14 protein-coding genes are annotated in these 14,803 nt (G+C 71.6%); 8 read left to right on the top strand and 6 right to left on the bottom strand.

Annotated elements, in window-relative coordinates:
• Positions 1-5: 5 nt before the first annotated feature.
• Together DEI91_RS09645 and DEI91_RS16840 are read left to right on the top strand one after the other, a co-directional pair.
• Positions 6-2,381 (top strand): collagen-like protein, encoded by a 2,376-nt coding sequence (locus DEI91_RS09645; RefSeq protein ID WP_111052087.1) that lies wholly within the window; start codon positions 6-8, stop codon positions 2,379-2,381.
• A gap of 36 nt (positions 2,382-2,417) precedes the next feature.
• Entirely contained in the window at positions 2,418-2,846 is a 429-nt protein-coding gene (locus DEI91_RS16840; RefSeq protein ID WP_111052086.1) for a serine acetyltransferase, read from the top strand.
• A 6-nt stretch (positions 2,847-2,852) separates the two neighbouring features.
• On the opposite strand, the gene DEI91_RS09635 is transcribed toward DEI91_RS16840, so the two are convergent.
• Positions 2,853-3,707 carry a tyrosine-type recombinase/integrase gene (locus DEI91_RS09635; protein ID WP_181439552.1) on the bottom strand — a complete coding sequence of 285 codons (855 nt, stop codon included), beginning with the start codon at positions 3,705-3,707 and terminating at the stop codon, positions 2,853-2,855.
• 778 nt (positions 3,708-4,485) lie between these two features.
• On the opposite strand from DEI91_RS09635, the gene DEI91_RS09630 reads away from it, so the two are divergent.
• The 4 genes from DEI91_RS09630 to DEI91_RS09615 are packed head-to-tail and all read left to right on the top strand — an operon-like array spanning position 4,486 to position 8,022.
• Positions 4,486-5,364 carry an ABC transporter substrate-binding protein gene (locus DEI91_RS09630; RefSeq protein ID WP_181439551.1) on the top strand — a complete coding sequence of 293 codons (879 nt, stop codon included), beginning with the start codon at positions 4,486-4,488 and terminating at the stop codon, positions 5,362-5,364.
• The gene (locus tag DEI91_RS09625) at positions 5,361-6,152 is read left to right on the top strand and encodes a trans-aconitate 2-methyltransferase (protein WP_111052083.1); all 792 of its coding nucleotides are present in this window, start codon (positions 5,361-5,363) and stop codon (positions 6,150-6,152) included. Before DEI91_RS09630 ends, DEI91_RS09625 begins: the two co-directional genes overlap by 4 nt.
• Positions 6,149-7,168 carry an iron ABC transporter permease gene (locus tag DEI91_RS09620; RefSeq protein ID WP_258374373.1) on the top strand — a complete coding sequence of 340 codons (1,020 nt, stop codon included), beginning with the start codon at positions 6,149-6,151 and terminating at the stop codon, positions 7,166-7,168. Before DEI91_RS09625 ends, DEI91_RS09620 begins: the two co-directional genes overlap by 4 nt.
• On the top strand, positions 7,165-8,022 hold the full coding sequence (locus tag DEI91_RS09615) for an ABC transporter ATP-binding protein (RefSeq protein ID WP_111052082.1): 858 nt from the start codon (positions 7,165-7,167) through the stop codon (positions 8,020-8,022). Before DEI91_RS09620 ends, DEI91_RS09615 begins: the two co-directional genes overlap by 4 nt.
• Here the strand turns inward: DEI91_RS09615 and DEI91_RS09610 are convergent.
• The 4 genes from DEI91_RS09610 to DEI91_RS09595 form a co-directional block, all read right to left on the bottom strand.
• Positions 7,967-8,827 carry a hypothetical protein gene (locus DEI91_RS09610; RefSeq protein ID WP_111052081.1) on the bottom strand — a complete coding sequence of 287 codons (861 nt, stop codon included), beginning with the start codon at positions 8,825-8,827 and terminating at the stop codon, positions 7,967-7,969. The two genes, DEI91_RS09615 and DEI91_RS09610, sit on opposite strands and share 56 nt — an antisense overlap.
• 23 nt (positions 8,828-8,850) lie before the next feature.
• Positions 8,851-10,506, bottom strand: a complete 1,656-nt coding sequence (locus DEI91_RS09605; protein WP_111052080.1) for a long-chain fatty acid--CoA ligase — start codon at positions 10,504-10,506, stop codon at positions 8,851-8,853.
• A gap of 75 nt (positions 10,507-10,581) precedes the next feature.
• On the bottom strand, positions 10,582-11,691 hold the full coding sequence (locus DEI91_RS09600) for an acyl-CoA desaturase (protein WP_111052079.1): 1,110 nt from the start codon (positions 11,689-11,691) through the stop codon (positions 10,582-10,584).
• A 132-nt stretch (positions 11,692-11,823) separates the two neighbouring features.
• A complete protein-coding gene (locus DEI91_RS09595) occupies positions 11,824-12,465 on the bottom strand; it encodes a hypothetical protein (RefSeq protein ID WP_111052078.1) in 642 nt (213 codons plus the stop codon).
• A gap of 130 nt (positions 12,466-12,595) precedes the next feature.
• Here DEI91_RS09595 and DEI91_RS09590 point away from each other — a divergent pair, with 130 nt between their 5' ends.
• Positions 12,596-13,057 (top strand): hypothetical protein, encoded by a 462-nt coding sequence (locus tag DEI91_RS09590; protein WP_111052077.1) that lies wholly within the window; start codon positions 12,596-12,598, stop codon positions 13,055-13,057.
• On the opposite strand, the gene DEI91_RS09585 is transcribed toward DEI91_RS09590, so the two are convergent.
• On the bottom strand, positions 13,039-14,163 hold the full coding sequence (locus tag DEI91_RS09585) for a hypothetical protein (RefSeq protein ID WP_146244259.1): 1,125 nt from the start codon (positions 14,161-14,163) through the stop codon (positions 13,039-13,041). The genes DEI91_RS09590 and DEI91_RS09585 overlap by 19 nt on opposite strands.
• A 66-nt stretch (positions 14,164-14,229) precedes the next feature.
• Here DEI91_RS09585 and DEI91_RS09580 point away from each other — a divergent pair, with 66 nt between their 5' ends.
• Complete coding sequence (locus DEI91_RS09580) at positions 14,230-14,787, top strand: TetR/AcrR family transcriptional regulator (RefSeq protein ID WP_111052075.1); 558 nt, start codon at positions 14,230-14,232, stop codon at positions 14,785-14,787.
• The last annotated feature ends 16 nt before the right edge of the window (positions 14,788-14,803 follow it).

Here is a 14,803-nt window from a genome sequence, read left to right as displayed (position 1 = left end):
ACCCCATGCAGTACGGAACTGTCACCGGCCGCTTCCTCGCCGCCGTCGGCGACACGACGGCCGACACCGACCGGAACCCCGACGAGGTCCCGCTTGTCGGAAAGGTCACGTTCACCGCTGAACTCCCGAAGGGACGCGCGCTCCAGGTGGTCGGGCAGAAGGCGACCATCCTGCCCGTGCCGATCGCCTGCACCCTCGACACGCAGGGCTACCTGGTGCAGAACGGGGTGCGGTCGGTGAACCTGATCGCGACCGACACCGACGACACCAACCCCCGTGACTTCACCTACAAGGTGACGTTCTCCGGCCTCACCTACGCCGGCACGCCGGTGTCGTACGGCCCGTTCTCGATCGCGGTCCCCGCCGGCCAGACGATCGACCTTTCCGTCGTCGCCCCGGTCACATCCTCCGCCGGCGTGCCTATCATCCGCGGCGAGGATGGACGAACCGGTGCGAAGGGCGACCCGGGGGAGCGCGGGCTCCAGGGTGACCCCGGGCCGCAGGGGGACCCCGGGCCGCAGGGCCCCCAGGGCCTGCCTGGTCTGAACGCCACGCCCGCCGACGAAGCCGTCGCGGGCATGATCGCGACTGCCGGGACCAGCGCGACGAAGACCGCACTTCGATCTGGGTTCGCCTCGCAGCTCACCGTTGACCCCACCACGAGCACGGCGACGATCAACGAGTGGTTGAACGTCACGTCGGCGCTCGGCGTGAAACGGCTCGTGGGCTCGTGTGTTCTCACCGCGCCGCTCATCATCCCGTCCGGGACGACCCTGGATGCTTCCGGCGCCACGATCGTGTCGAAGTTCGTTGGGAACATGCTGCAGAACACCAACGCGGCATCGGCAACCCAGCGCGACAGCGGCATCACGATCATCGGCGGAACTTGGCAGCGCAACGCCGGCGGTCCCGCCAGCACCGCAGTCGACGGATCGGCCAACGGTGCTCACTCGCTGTTCCTCCGGCACGTCGACAACCTCACGATCCGCGGCCTCAACGTCAGTTCCACCGGCGGGAAATACATGATCGCCCTCGGGGACGTCACCAACTTCCGGGTGTCCGACATCACCGGCGGCAACCTCGCCTCCGACACGGTGCACATCACCGGACCCGCATCGAACGGCCTGGTCGAGCGGGTCTCGATCGGAACCGGCGGTGACGACGTCGTCGCGATCACCACGACCGACTACGCGGCCTACTCTGACGTGCACGGCAGCGTCACCGACGTCACAATCCGCGGTGTCAAGGGCGGCAACACAACCCGCGCAGTCCTCATCGCCGGCGCCTCCTATGCATCCGGGCAAGGCGACGGACACATCCTCGACCGCATCGTCGTGGACACCGTCACCCAGACCGGAACAGGCGCATCCGTCTGGACAGGAGCCGGCGGCAACACCGACGTGTTCGGGTCGATCGAGATCGCTCACGCCTACGGCGGCCCGGTGCTGCTCAAGCACCCGAACCACCGGAGCGTCGTCGTTCGGGACGCTCCGCGCGGCGTCATCCCGAGCCCTCAGGACTCGAACACCGTCGCCAACATCACCAGCCTCGCAATCCGCGACACCATCGTCGCCAGCGGGAACCTCGTGCTGGTGAACAGCGCCGCCGTGACCATCGACAACCTCGAGCTCTCGAACATCTCCAGCGCGTTCGATCCCGTCGTCAACTCGATCGTTGGGACGATCGGGCGTCTCGTCATCCGCGGGCTGCGCTACACGGGGCCGAACAACGTCCTCGCTCTCGGTGGCACCGTGAACGCCGTCCTGTTCGACGCACTGGTCGCCACGCTCAACACCAGCACGACGCACGTCGTCCGACTCAACGGCACCGCGACGGTCGGGTCCGTGACGTTCGCCGACTGCACGGTCAGCGCGATCGACACGAACACCGGCATTCTCGTCAACGTGGCATCGACTACCGCGTCGGTGGCATTGGTCATCGTCAACCGCGGCACCTTTACGAACATCGGTCGGTTCCTGGAGAAGGCGAACGGGACTGCCGGCGCCACGACACTGCGAGCCACCGACGCCACCGTCATCGGCGGGAACCGGCTGGTGCAGGTAGGCGGAGGATCGCTGGAGTTCACCTACCTGAACCTGCGGCTGACCAACATGCTGAACCAGCCCGTGCGCGTGTACGGCGGCGCCTCCGCCACGATCAACGGCGCCGGCTGGGCCGGCTACACCGGATCAGCAGCCGTCCGCGGAGCAACCGAATTGATCCAGTGCTCCGCGGCTGACTTCCCGGTCGACCTGTCCATCCTCACCAGGACCAACGGGGACCAGGCCACGAACACGAACGCGGCGCTCGCCTGCGGTGTCGGACGCGCGATCACCAACGGGACCAGCTGGAAGAACCTCTACACGGGAGCGACGTACTAGACCTGACCGACGCGATCGCTGAAGTAGTCTCACCGCATGGGGTTGACTTCGCTGATCGTCGAGTACCGGCGCGTTCCGGTGCTCGGCGCATTCCTCCGTCAAGTCGGGTACGCCATCGGGTTCGACTGCCCGGCGTCCATCGAGGTCGGGCAGCGGCTCACGATCGAGCACCGCGGCGTCGGCACCGTGCTGCACCCTCGGGTAAAGATCGGCGACGACGTCCGCATCTACCACCACGTCACCATCGGCAGGGCTCGCCTCGACGGGGAGTACCCCGGCGATACGTACATCGGCGACGGCGCGATCCTCTGCACGGGCGCCGTGATCCTCACAGGAACCAGCGACCGCCACATCGGTGCTCGCGCAGTGATCGGCGCGAACTCAGTCGTCACGAAGGACGTTCCCGCCGGCGAGGTGTGGGCCGGCAACCCGGCGCGGAAAGTCAGCGACCGCGCCTGGGGTTGACCGCCCTCATGCGGCGCGTCGTCCGGATCGCACCGGGATCGTCCTCGGTGGGAGTGCGTGCAAGCCCTCGCGCTTGCGGTGCTCGCTGACTCCGGTGTAGATCTGCGTGGTCGCGAGGGACTCGTGCATCATGAGTTCCTGCACGACCCGAATGTCGACGCCCTCTTCTACCAAATCGGTCCCGAAGCCGTGGCGCAGTGAATGGGCGGTGAGCTTCGGGTCGGTGATGCCGGCGCGCCGCTTGGCACGGGTGACGAGTTCCGACACCGAGTGCCCGGACACGTGCCCGTCGCGCCCGCCTCGAGCGGGGAACCACCAGCCGTCGCGGGGCATCGTCTCCGCGAGCTCGGCGACGGTCGGGTGCAGCGGCAGGGTGCGATCCTTCCCGCCCTTCCCGACCGTGCGGATGGTCATGCCGATCAGGTCGACGTCGTGCCCGTGCACCGCCGCGATCGACGACACTCGGAACCCCTGGTAGTAGCCGAGGAGGATCATCGCCCGCGTGCGCCGGTACGCGCCGGACGACAGCATGCGGTCGACCTGCTCCTGCGTGAACGGGCGCGGCTGCCCGCGTGCGACCCGTACGGGCGCGAGACGAGCCGTGGGGTCCTGGCACACGCCCTCGTCCGCGAGGAAGGCGTAGAACGCCCGCAGCGCCGAGCGGTACGTGCGGCGCGTGCCCGGGGTCAGGCCAGGAGCGCCGAGGAACCGGCGCAGCTCGAGCGTCGTCGCCTCGTGCAGCGGCCCGCACGCGGCCTCGGCGGTGCGGAGGACGGAGGATCGGTTACGGATGGTGGTCTGCGCGAGGCCAGCAGCGCGCTGGTGGTCCGCGAAGTCATCGAGCAGGTGGTGGTGAGTCACGTCGCCATTCGGGTCGACCGGCAGGGAAACCGGCACTGGCGTCATCGCCAGCCTCCTAGTCTGCCGCACCCCCTCCGACACCAAAGTCAAGTAGGCGCGCCGTGCAATCGTCACGCGTTCGGAGTCGCGACTGAGCGAGGTGGGACGACCGGACCTACGACTCCCTGGCACGAGACCATTCCGGTCTCGTCGTGGTACCAGTGCGCTCGACCAAACCCTCGAATGCCGTAGCTGATCGGCTCGCCGCAGATCGCGCACGCTGTCAAGATGCCACCGCCAGTTCGCGAACACGCGGCGCGCCTGCGGAGGACCGCGGCACCAACCGCCGCACTTTCACCGTGGATGTCGTCGGTTCGATCCCGGCAGGGCCCACCGGACCAGAGGGCGCCCCGACCCCGTGCTCCGCACGCGCGTGGTCAGCGCCCCGTGCTCAGCACGCACGTGGTCAGCGGCGGTGGGTGCGAGCGCGGCGGCGGCCGCGATCCCCCGACGACGGCAGCGTTCCGGACGAGTGCTGTCATGGTCTCCCGTCCTGACGAGTCCTCCCGGGAGCACACTCGCCTCGGTCCCGGCGGGCGACCCGGCCGCGCCGCGCGGCGTACGCCTCCGCCCGGATTTGGTGCGCATCCTGGCAACCCCGTACGGTGACGTCGTGAAAACGATTCTCATTCCGGTTGTGGCACTCATCGCACTGACCATGGCCGGGTGCGCGAGCCCGACTGCTGCCGACCGCCCAGCAGGGTCCCCGTCGAGCGCGACCAGTCTGACCAGCTGCGGCATGCCGCTCACCGTGGCCGCGCCTCCCGAGCGTGCGGTGACCCTCGAGCAGGGCGCGACCGAGGTCATGCTCGCCCTCGGTCTGCACGACCGCATGGTCGGGACGAGCTACCTCACGGACGCCGTCGCGCCGGAGTGGCGGAAGGCGTACGACGACGTGCCGGTCCTCGCCGACCAGTACCCGACCACGGAGCAGCTCCGCGAGGCGGAACCGGACTTCGTCTACTCGATGCGTGCCTCCGCGTTCGCCTCCGAGGCCGCGGGCAGCCGGCAGGAACTGGTCGACCTCGGCGTGCCGGCGTACCTGTCGGCGAACGACTGCGAGGACCCCGCCCTCGTCCCCGACGAGGTCGGCTTCGACGCGATCCTCGACGAGGTGACGGACATCGCCCGGGTGTTCGGGGTCGACCAGCGTGGCCGCGACCTCGTCGCCGAACAGCGGGACACGCTCGAGCAGGTCACCGCAGCTGCATCCGACACCGGGAAGCCCTCCGTCGCCTGGCTCTACTCGTCCGTGAACGGCGCACCCGTGGTCGCCGGCGGGAACGGGCTCGCCGACACGATGGGGCGGGTCGCCGGCGCGACGAACGCGTTCGAGGACCTCGACGCGCAGTGGGGCGAGACCAGCTGGGACGAGATCGCCCAGCGCGACCCGGACGTGATCGTGGTTGCCGACCTGTCACGTGGCCTGCCCGGTGACAGCGCCGACGACAAGATCGCACAGCTGCGCTCGGACGCCGTGACGAAGGGGCTCAGCGCCGTCCGTGACGACCACCTCGTCGCCGTCCCGGCCACCGAGCTCGACCCGTCGGTGCGGAGCATCGACGCCCTGCAGACCGTGTCCACCGCCCTGACCGCGTACGCCGAGGAACGACGATGACCACCACCACCACGACCACGACCGACGCCCCGACCACCGCCGAGACCGAGCGCGCGCTCGACCTCCTGGCCGCCTGGGACGCCCAGCAGGCGGCGTACATCACGCACCGGGAGCAGCGCTTCACGGTCATGCTCGACGTCGTCGACCACGTCGTGCCCGAGGGCGGTGTCGTGCTCGACCTCGCCAGCGGACCCGGCTCCATCAGCCAACGGGTCCTCGCCCGCCGGCCGGACGTCACCTGCATCGCCGTGGACTTCGACCCGGTGCTCCTCGAGCTCGGGCGGACGGCGCTCGCCGGGCAGCCGGTGCGCTTCGTCGACGCCGACCTGTGGGACCGCGACTGGACGGCCGGCCTCGACGGGGCGGTCCCCGACGCGGTGCTCAGCTCGACCGCCCTGCACTGGTTGCCGTCGGACGTGCTGAGCCGTGTGTACAACGACCTCGGAGGGCTCCTCGCTCCCGGCGGGGTCGTGCTCAACGCCGACCACCTGCGCCACCTCGACGGACGGACCCTGTTCGCCGAGCTCAGCGCCCGCGACGACGAGCGCACGCAGCGTACCGACCGTGCCGCGGGTGCCCTGGACTGGGACCAGTGGTTCGCCGAGGTCACCGCGGTCGAACGGTACGGCCGTCTCGCGGGTGAGCGGGAGCGCCGCTTCGCACTCCGGCCACCGAACCCGGAGCTCAGCCTCGCGTTCCACACGGCAGCGCTCGAGGTCGCCGGGTTCGCCGAGGTCGGTCCGGTCTGGCAGTACCTCGACGACTTCGTCGTGCTCGCCCGCCGGTGACCCCGACCGCCCTGCGGGGCACCCTCGTCGTGCCGGCGCTGGCGGTGGCGCTCGTCGCGGTCGTCGTCGCCGGCGTGACGCTCGCGGGCGGCTCGATCACGTGGACGGAGACGGTCCGCTCGATCGGCACCCACCTGGGCGTGCCGCTCACGCCGCTGCCGCCACTGGCCGACTCGGTCGTGTGGCAACTCCGGCTCCCGCGGGTCCTGCTCGCCGCGGCTGCCGGAGCGGGACTCGCGGTGTGCGGGTGTGTGCTGCAGGCGGTGACGCGCAACGTGCTCGCCGAGCCGTACCTGCTCGGGATCTCCTCCGGAGCCTCGACGGGGGCCGTCCTCGTCCTCGTCCTGGGCCTCGGCGCCGGGTCCGTCACCCTCGCCGGGGGAGCGCTCGTGGGTGGTCTCGTCTCGTTCGCGCTCGTGTTCGCGCTCATGGGGCGGGACACCGCGAGTACGAGCCGCGTCGTGCTGACCGGCGTCGTCGTCGGCCAGCTCTTCTCGGCCGTGACGTCGCTCGTGGTCACGGCCTGGGGGGACGCGGACGCCACGCGTGGCATCACCTACTGGCTGCTCGGCTCGCTCGCAGCGGCGCGTTGGTCCTCGGTCGTCGTGTGTGCGGTCGTCGTCGCCCTCGCCACCGTCGTGTTCGTGGCCGTGGCACCGGCGCTCGACGCGTTCGTGTTCGGCCACGACGCCGCCGTGGCGCTCGGGATCGACGTCCGGCTGCTCCGGATCGTCGTGCTCGTCGGGGCGGCGGCGACCACCGCCGCGGTCGTCGCCGCCGTCGGGGCCATCGGGTTCGTCGGACTCGTCGTGCCGCACGCGGCCCGCATGCTCGTGGGTCCCGGACACCGGCTCCTGCTGCCGGTGTCCGCCCTCGCCGGCGCGGTGTTCCTCGTCGTCGCGGACCTCGCCGGACGGCTGGCGCTCGCACCGCACCAGATCCCGGTCGGCGTCGTCACGGCGCTCATCGGGGTGCCGACGTTCCTGGTCGTCCTCCGCCGCGGACAGCGCGCATGACCGCGGGCACGACCACTGGTGACGCCTCCGGGGCCCTGGGCGCGCGTGACCTGGGGCGCTCCGTGCAGGGCATCGACCTGCTGGTCGGCGTCGACCTGCTCGCGCCGAGCGGGCGGATGACCGGGATCGTCGGACCCAACGGCTCCGGCAAGTCGACGCTCGCCCGGTGCCTCGCGGGCGTCACACCTCCGGACCGGGGCACCGTGACACTCGACGGTGACGACCTCCGGACACGCACGCGTCGGACGGTGGCCCGTCGGCTCGCCTTCGTCGAACAGCAGGCGCACACGGACATCGACCACCGGGTGCTCGACGTCGTCCGACTCGGTCGGCTCCCGTGGCGGTCCCGGCTCGGGACGCTCGACGACGACGCCGACGGCATCTGCCGGGAGGCACTGGCCCACGTGGGCATGGCCGGGACCGAGCAGCGGCGGTGGAGCGGCCTGTCGGGCGGCGAGCGGCAGCGGGTGCAGATCGCCCGCGCGCTCGCCCAGGAACCCGCGGTGCTCGTCCTCGACGAACCGCTCAACCACCTCGACGTGCACCACCAGTTCGAGCTCCTCGACCTGCTCGCCGCCGGCTCGCGCACCGTCGTGGTCGTGCTGCACGACCTCGACCTCGCCGCGCGCTACTGCGACCACCTCGTGGTCCTCGACGAGGGAGGGGTCGCCGCCGCGGGCGCACCGGAGGACGTGCTCACACCCGACGTGCTCGCCGACGTGTTCCGCGTCCGGGGCAGGACGGTCCGGACGCCCGACGGCCTCCGCGTCGAGCTGCGCGGGACGACGTCGGCCGGCGTCAGCGCAGGCCGCTGGCCGGGTCGACCTCGTACGCCTCGAACCGACCGTCTGTGAGGACCGCGTCGACGAGCCGTCGCGGCCCGGCGACGAGCGTCGAGTCGCTGTCGATCTCCGTCCCGAGGACCCAGGCGTGGTCCTCCGGCCACAGCAACTGCGGTGTGTGGGCGAGCGGGACGCCGTCCGCGATCGCCGCGCGCTCGGTCCAGGTCGGGTCGGCCCAGTCCGCGAGCGTCGTGCGCACCAGGAAGTGCTCGCGGTACGGCAGGTGCAGTCGGGGGGCGGCGAGTGCATGGCGGACCGCGCGGAGCGACGCCTCGTGCGCAGCGCGCAGCTGCGCGGACTCCGACTCGGCAGCGACTCGCTCTGCCCGAGAAGGCGTTCCGCCCTCCCATGCGGAGGCGAGGGTGGCGCCGCCGCTCAGGTCGCTCCAGCCGTCCCAGATCGCGGCCACCAGGTCGGACGGCGTCGCCGTCGAAGCGGCGAGGTGCGGGGTCAGCGCGGCCAGGAGGCCCGGCTCGAGCCATCCCTCGGCCGGCGGTTCGACGCGCCAGCCGTCGTCGAACAGCACGTCGTCCTCGCGGCTCCCGCTGACCGTGCGCCACGAGGTCCCGGCCTCGATGGTCCGTCCGGTCCGGACGGCGACGTCGGACCATCGCCAGGTGCCGGACTCGACGACGGCGTCGTCGTCGGGCTCGCCGTGTCGCTCGGGCCTCGACGGGTCCTCCCGGAACGCCGACAGCGGATGCAGGATGCGGACGTACCCCTCGAAGTCGGCGCCGACCGTGCCGGCGACGGTGCCGAAGGCCTGGAGGCGCGGCACGAGCCAGTCGGCTCGCCGCAGGTCCGTGATCAGCTCCACCCGGCCGAGCGGAGCGGCATGGGTCAGACGTCGCCCCCGGGCTGCTCCGGTCCGGCCGGCACCCCGAACCGGTCGACGAGGGCGCGCTTGAGCACCTTGCCGCTCGGACCGAGGGGGAGCGCGTCGACGACGTGGACGACCCGCGGGTACTTGTACGCCGCGATGGCGTCCGCGACGTACCGGACGAGCTCGTCCGAGGTGGTGGTGGCACCGTCGGCGAGGACGACCGCGGCGGCGATCTCCTGGCCGTGCACGTCGTGCGGGATCCCGAACACCGCGGCCATCGTGACGTCCTCGTGCGCCGCGAGCACCTCCTCGACCTCGCGCGGGTACACGTTGTAGCCGTTGCGGATGATCATGTCCTTCGTGCGGTCGACGATGGTGAGGTAGCCGTCGTCGTCCTTCGTCCCGAGGTCGCCCGTGCGGAACCACCCGTCGACCAGGGCCGCCGCGGTCGCGTCCGGTCGGTTGCGGTAGCCGTTCATGAGGTTGTGCCCGCGGATGACGAGCTCGCCGATCGTGCCGTGCGGGAGCAGCTCGACGCGGTCCTGGAGCGCGGGGTCGGCGATCTCGACCTCGACGCCCCAGACCGGTGTGCCGATCGTGCCTGGGCGGGGAGTCCGCCCGACGTGGTTGAAGGCCGCGACGGGGGAGGTCTCCGTCAGGCCGTAGCCCTCGTGGATCGGGGCGCCGTACACCACCTCGAAGCGTTCGAGCACGGCGAGCGGCAACGAGGCCCCGCCCGAGATCGCGTACCGCAGCTCGGGTCGGGCGTCGGTGCGTGTGGCGGCGTCGAGCAGCCCCATGTACATCGTCGGGACGCCCATGAAGATGCCGCAGCCGTGTTCGACCATCGCGGCGAGGGCGGCGTCGCCGTCGAACTTCGGCAGCATGACGATGGTCGCGCCCGCGCGGAAGCCGGTGTTCATCGTGCAGGTCTGCCCGAACGTGTGGAACAGGGGCAGCGCGCCGAGCAACACGTCCCCCCGTCGCATGTCGAACGTGCTCATGAGGAGCGTGTTCACCTGCTCGAGCAGGGCGAAGTGCGATCCCTCGGCCCCCTTCGGCTGCCCCGTGGTGCCGCTCGTGTACAGGATCGTCGCGGTGTCGAACGGGTCGCGGGGCGTCAGCGTGGTGAGGGGCGCGCTCGACGCGGCGAGGGCCTCCAGGCGGGGTGGGATGGCGTCGTCGGCGTCCTCCTGGCCGGGAGGCGCGAGCACGGTCACGACGTCCACGCCGGCCAGCGCGGCGCCGGCCGCGCCCTCCGCGAGCAGCGGGGCGGCGCAGACGAGCAGGGCGGCGCCGCTGTCGCGGAGCACGTACTCGATCTCGTGCCGCTTGAGGAGTGCGTGCACGGGCACGACGACGGCGCCGAGCGCGAGGGTGGCGTAGTAGACGCGAGGGAAGTCCGGCACGTTCGGGATGAGCATCGCGACCCGACTGCCCTCGGTGACGCCACGGGCTCGGAGCGCCCCGGCGTACGCGAGGGTCTGCTCCCAGAGCTCGGCGTAGGTGGTCCGCTGCTCGCCGACGATCACCGCGACGTCGTCCGGGTACCGGGCGGCCGACTCGGCGAGGACCGCGGCGACCGAGGCGGTCGCGTGGTGGCGCGGGCCGTCCGCGGGTGACCGGCCGGCGTCCGCTGCGTCCGTCGGGTGGGCGAGGTCAGTGGTGGTCATGCCGGGCTCCGTCTCCGTCGACGATGGGTGTCCGTCGATCGTACGGGTGGGAGCGCGGCGTGGTCCGCCGGTCGGTCAGTGGATCCGGAGCTCCGAGACCATCGGGCAGGTGAACGGGTCGCGGGCGGCCAGGCCGACCCGGTTGAGGTAGCGGACGACGATGCCGTACGAGCGGAGCAGGGTCGTCTCGGTGTACGGGACGTCGAGCGTCTCGCAGTGCTGGCGGACGAGCAGACGGGCCTTCTTGAGCGCCGGACGCGGCATCGACGGGAACAGGTGGTGCTCGACCTGGTAGTTGAGGCCGCCCATGAGGAAGGACACCCACCAGCCGCCGCGGATGTTCCGCGACGTCCGGACCTGCCGCGAGAAGAAGTCGACCTTGGCGTCGTGGGCGATGGTCGGCATGCCCTTGTGGTTCGGGGCGAACGAGGCCCCCATCATCACGCCGAACACGGCCAGCTGGACGCCGAGGAACGCGCACGCCATGCCGAACGGCAGGAACCAGAACACCACGGTGAGGTAGATCCCGAAGCGGAGCACGAGCAGCGTGGCCTCGAGGACGCGGGCCCTGCGGTCGGCCTTGGTGTCGCCACCGGTCAGCACGGTGTGCACGGCGGACCAGTGCAGGTTGATGCCCTCGAGCGTCAGCAGCGGGAAGAACAGCCACCCCTGGAACCGGGTGAAGACGCTCCGCGCGCCGCGCGTGTCGGCGGCGTCCTCCGGCGTGAACCGGATCACACCGGCGGCGATGTCGGGGTCCTTGCCGATGGTGTTCGGGTTGCCGTGGTGACGCGTGTGCTTCGTCATCCACCACGAGTAGCTCAGGCCGACCAGGAACGTGCCGACGTACCGGCCGGCCCGGTCGTTCCAGCGCTGGGAGGCGAACACCTGGCGGTGCGCGGCCTCGTGCGACAGGAAGGCGAACTGGGTGAACACGACGCCGAGTGCGCCCGCCACGATGAGCTGGAACCACGACTCGCCGAGGACCGCGAAGGCCACCCACGCGAGCGCGAGCGTGCCGACGAGCGACCCGAACAGCGACCAGTAGAACCCGGTGCGGCGCCGGAGCAGGTCGTGCTCCTTGACCTGCGCGAGGACGGCCGAGTACGTGGACGTGCTCGAGCCCCTCGGGCCGGAGGCGGGCCGGGTGCGGGTGTATCCGGGCTGGATCGGGGTGGTGGTCAACGCAGACCGACCTTCCGTCGCCGCCGGTCCGCACCGGCGTGGGGTGTTCGCGCGATCGCGCTGTTCGTCACGATAGGCGATCGAGATGCGAACCCGGGTCCGCGTCCAGGAAGCACGGAGGATGGCGCCGACTCAGGCGGACGATGGACGTCGACGGTCGCGGGCCTCCTCCACCTCGCGTTCGCGGATCCGTTCCGCCGCTCGCTCGATCCGTCGCTCCCGGTTCCGGCGGTCCTCGCGCCGGATCCACACCACGGTCACCGTCATGAGCGGGACGAACACGACGGCGCTCACGACGAGGACGATCGTCCACGTCCTGACCGCGCCGGTGAGCCCGTCCCGGATGTGGTCGCTCAGGACCCGGCGCACGCCCGGGTGGTCCGGGTCGGACACCAGGCGGAGGCGTTGCCCGACGTGGTAGACGCCCTGCTCATCGGCGGAGTCGTCGCGCATCAGGATCGTCACGGTCGCGCCGTCGACGTCGGTCCGGACGAAGGGCACGTACTCCGTCCAGTCGGGGTCCCCGACGTGGCGCGTCTCCCGGATGTCCGTGACGACGCCGGTCGACGTGTGCCCGTCCTCCCGTCGGTGCGTGTCGTCGTGCAGGGCGGTGAGGTGCTGCGGCAGGGCGACCACGGCGCACAGCAGCGCGAGGGCGCTCGACAGCAGGAGCAGTCCCGCCAGGACGCCCGCGAGCAGGACGAGACAGCCCCGCCGGTCCGCCGGGGTCGTCCGTCGGATCGTGTCCCAGGCGCGGCGCGCCCGATCGGCCACCCGCCCCCGGTCACTCGGTCCCGCGTGTGTCACCCGTGTCCCCTCCCACTCGTGTCCCCTCCCGCTCGTGTCGCCTCCGGCGGGACGTCATCGGTTCTGCCAGTATGGCGACGATCACGAGGGGGAGTGGGTGGGCGGACGGCACGGGTACTCGAAGACCGCGTTGGAGGAGACCAGGCGGGCGCGGGGGCGGGAGTCCGCCCGGCGCCACCCGGTGCGCGCGCGGCTCCGCTTCGTCACGGCGTTGCTGGTGCTGGTCGGCATGGTGCTCGCGATGGCCACCCTGCTCGGGTTGCCGTCGTACGACCGTGCGCACCCGGTGACGGTCGACTGCACGCTCGACGCCGTGGCGGTCGGGACCACGAGCGGGAAGAGCGGACACCGGCCGTACATCCGGTTCTCGACCTCCGACTGCGGCACCCTGGTGCTGTTCGACGACGTGACCGCCGACAACCAGGGTGACCTCGCGGCCGAGCTCGAGCAGGGGCACCGGTACCGGGTCACGGTCGGCGGTGGCACCTACCGCTTCCGCTCCGTCCTCGCGGTGCTCCGGATCCGCCCGACGATCGAGCACTACGAGCGGCTGTCCTGAGGGTCGCCGACCGCGACGGCAGCCCGATCGGACGCCTCTGCCCGCGCGGCCGTGCTCCGTGTGGACCTGCTCCGTCCGTCAGCGGTCCGGGCCGGTGTCGTCAGGGTCAGCTCGCGCCGGCGGCGACGCGCGGCCGTGGCGGACACGACGATCGTCGCCCCGACGATCCAGAGGCCCAGGGTCAGGAGCGCGCGGGCGGTCCCGGCGCCGTCGAAGTAGCTGGCTGCCGTCACGGCACCGAAGGCCGCTCCGGGCGGCAGGGCCCCGCCGACGGCCGACAGGAGCGGCGGCAGGAGGTGTGTGCTCACCGTCGCGCCGCTGGTCGCGTTGCCGAGCGTGGTGAACACGAGCGTGGACACCACGACGCCGATCGGTCCGAGGAGTGCGGTGACGGCGAGGGTGGACAGTGACACGGCCACCGCGAGCAGCGCCAGGACGCCGATGACGACACCCGTGGCGGCCGGCACGGCACCGTCGACCGGACCTGCGATGACGGCCACGACGACGGCCGCGGCGATGCTGCCGATGACGGTGACGACGACGCGGACCCGCAGACCGGCCAGGGCGCCGAGCGAGTTCATGATCTGTGCGAGGACGAAGGCGGCGAGCGTGGTGCCGAACACGAGGTAGAAGCCGGCGATGCCCTGGCCGTCCGCGGCCACGAGCGGCACGATGTCCTGCGTGCGCGTCACCGGCACACCGCCGGCGTCCGCCACCCGGGTCAGCATGGCGGTCGCCGCACCGGTCGCGCTGCGCCCGTCCGCGCCGGCGACCGCGAGCGTCGACCCGTCTGCTCCGGGGACGAGCGCGGCGACGACGTCGTGGGAGCGGACCAGGGCGCGAGCGGCCGCCGCGGAGTCGACGGCGTGCACGTCGGCGGACCCGCCGAGGGCCGCGGACGCTGCGTCGGCGAGCTCGCTGCCCACGACGGCCACCGGCAGGTGGTGTGGCGTGGGGGCTTGCTGCAGCCCGATGTAGAGACCGGCGAACGCACCGGCCACGGCCATGGCGACGAGCACCTGGACGACGAGGACGGGGAGGGCGCGCCGGAGCGGGGGACGACCCGACGGGCGGAGCGGCCGATTAGTAATCGATTCATTACTCATGGAATCGGATGATACCCTCGGGTCATGACGACGGCAAGGGGTCCGGTTCCGAGGACGGCGGAGCGCATGGCGGGCAGCCAGCGACGGGAGGCGACCCTGGCCGCTGCGGCCGCGGTGTTCGCCCGGGAGGGGTACCACGGGGCCACGACCGAGCGGATCGCGAAGGCCGCCGGGATCAGCCAGCCCTACGTCGTCCGGATGTTCGGCTCGAAGGAGAACCTGTTCCTCGCGGTCATCGACGGCTGCCTCGAAGCGGTCCTGGACACCTTCCGTGCCGCGCTCGACGACGGGCAGCCGGGGACGGTCGAGTCGCGTCTCGGCGAGGCCTACCGGACGCTCGCGACCGAGGACGGCGTCCACCTCATCGTCATGCAGTCGTACATGCTCGGCGCGGACCCCGTCATCGGACCGGTCGCCCGCGACGGCTTCACGCGCATCCTCCGGTTCCTCAGCGAGGAAGCCCACCTGACGCCGTCGGCCGCCGAGGCGTTCCTCGCGAAGGGGATGCTCGTCAACACGCTGCTCGGCATGCGACTGGTCGACCACGACGACGAGGACGCGCGGCGGTTCACGGAGACGGTCCTCGGCCCGGGCCGCGGAGGACCCGGGCCGGTCGACGACTGACCGGTCCGGGTCCTCC

Source organism: Curtobacterium sp. MCBD17_032 (assembly GCF_003234855.1).
Classification (GTDB): Bacteria; Actinomycetota; Actinomycetes; order Actinomycetales; family Microbacteriaceae; genus Curtobacterium.
Note: the sequence above shows the minus strand (reverse complement) of the source record. Positions and strands in the feature narration are given on the sequence as shown.

Coding starts and splice junctions, on each gene's coding strand:
- DEI91_RS09645 (WP_111052087.1), top strand. CDS start 6: ATGCAGTACGGAACTGTCACCGGCCGCTTCCTCGCCGCCGTCGGCGAC.
- DEI91_RS16840 (WP_111052086.1), top strand. CDS start 2,418: ATGGGGTTGACTTCGCTGATCGTCGAGTACCGGCGCGTTCCGGTGCTC.
- DEI91_RS09630 (WP_181439551.1), top strand. CDS start 4,486: ATGCCGCTCACCGTGGCCGCGCCTCCCGAGCGTGCGGTGACCCTCGAG.
- DEI91_RS09625 (WP_111052083.1), top strand. CDS start 5,361: ATGACCACCACCACCACGACCACGACCGACGCCCCGACCACCGCCGAG.
- DEI91_RS09615 (WP_111052082.1), top strand. CDS start 7,165: ATGACCGCGGGCACGACCACTGGTGACGCCTCCGGGGCCCTGGGCGCG.
- DEI91_RS09605 (WP_111052080.1), bottom strand. CDS start 10,506: ATGACCACCACTGACCTCGCCCACCCGACGGACGCAGCGGACGCCGGC.
- DEI91_RS09585 (WP_146244259.1), bottom strand. CDS start 14,163: ATGAGTAATGAATCGATTACTAATCGGCCGCTCCGCCCGTCGGGTCGT.
- DEI91_RS09580 (WP_111052075.1), top strand. CDS start 14,230: ATGGCGGGCAGCCAGCGACGGGAGGCGACCCTGGCCGCTGCGGCCGCG.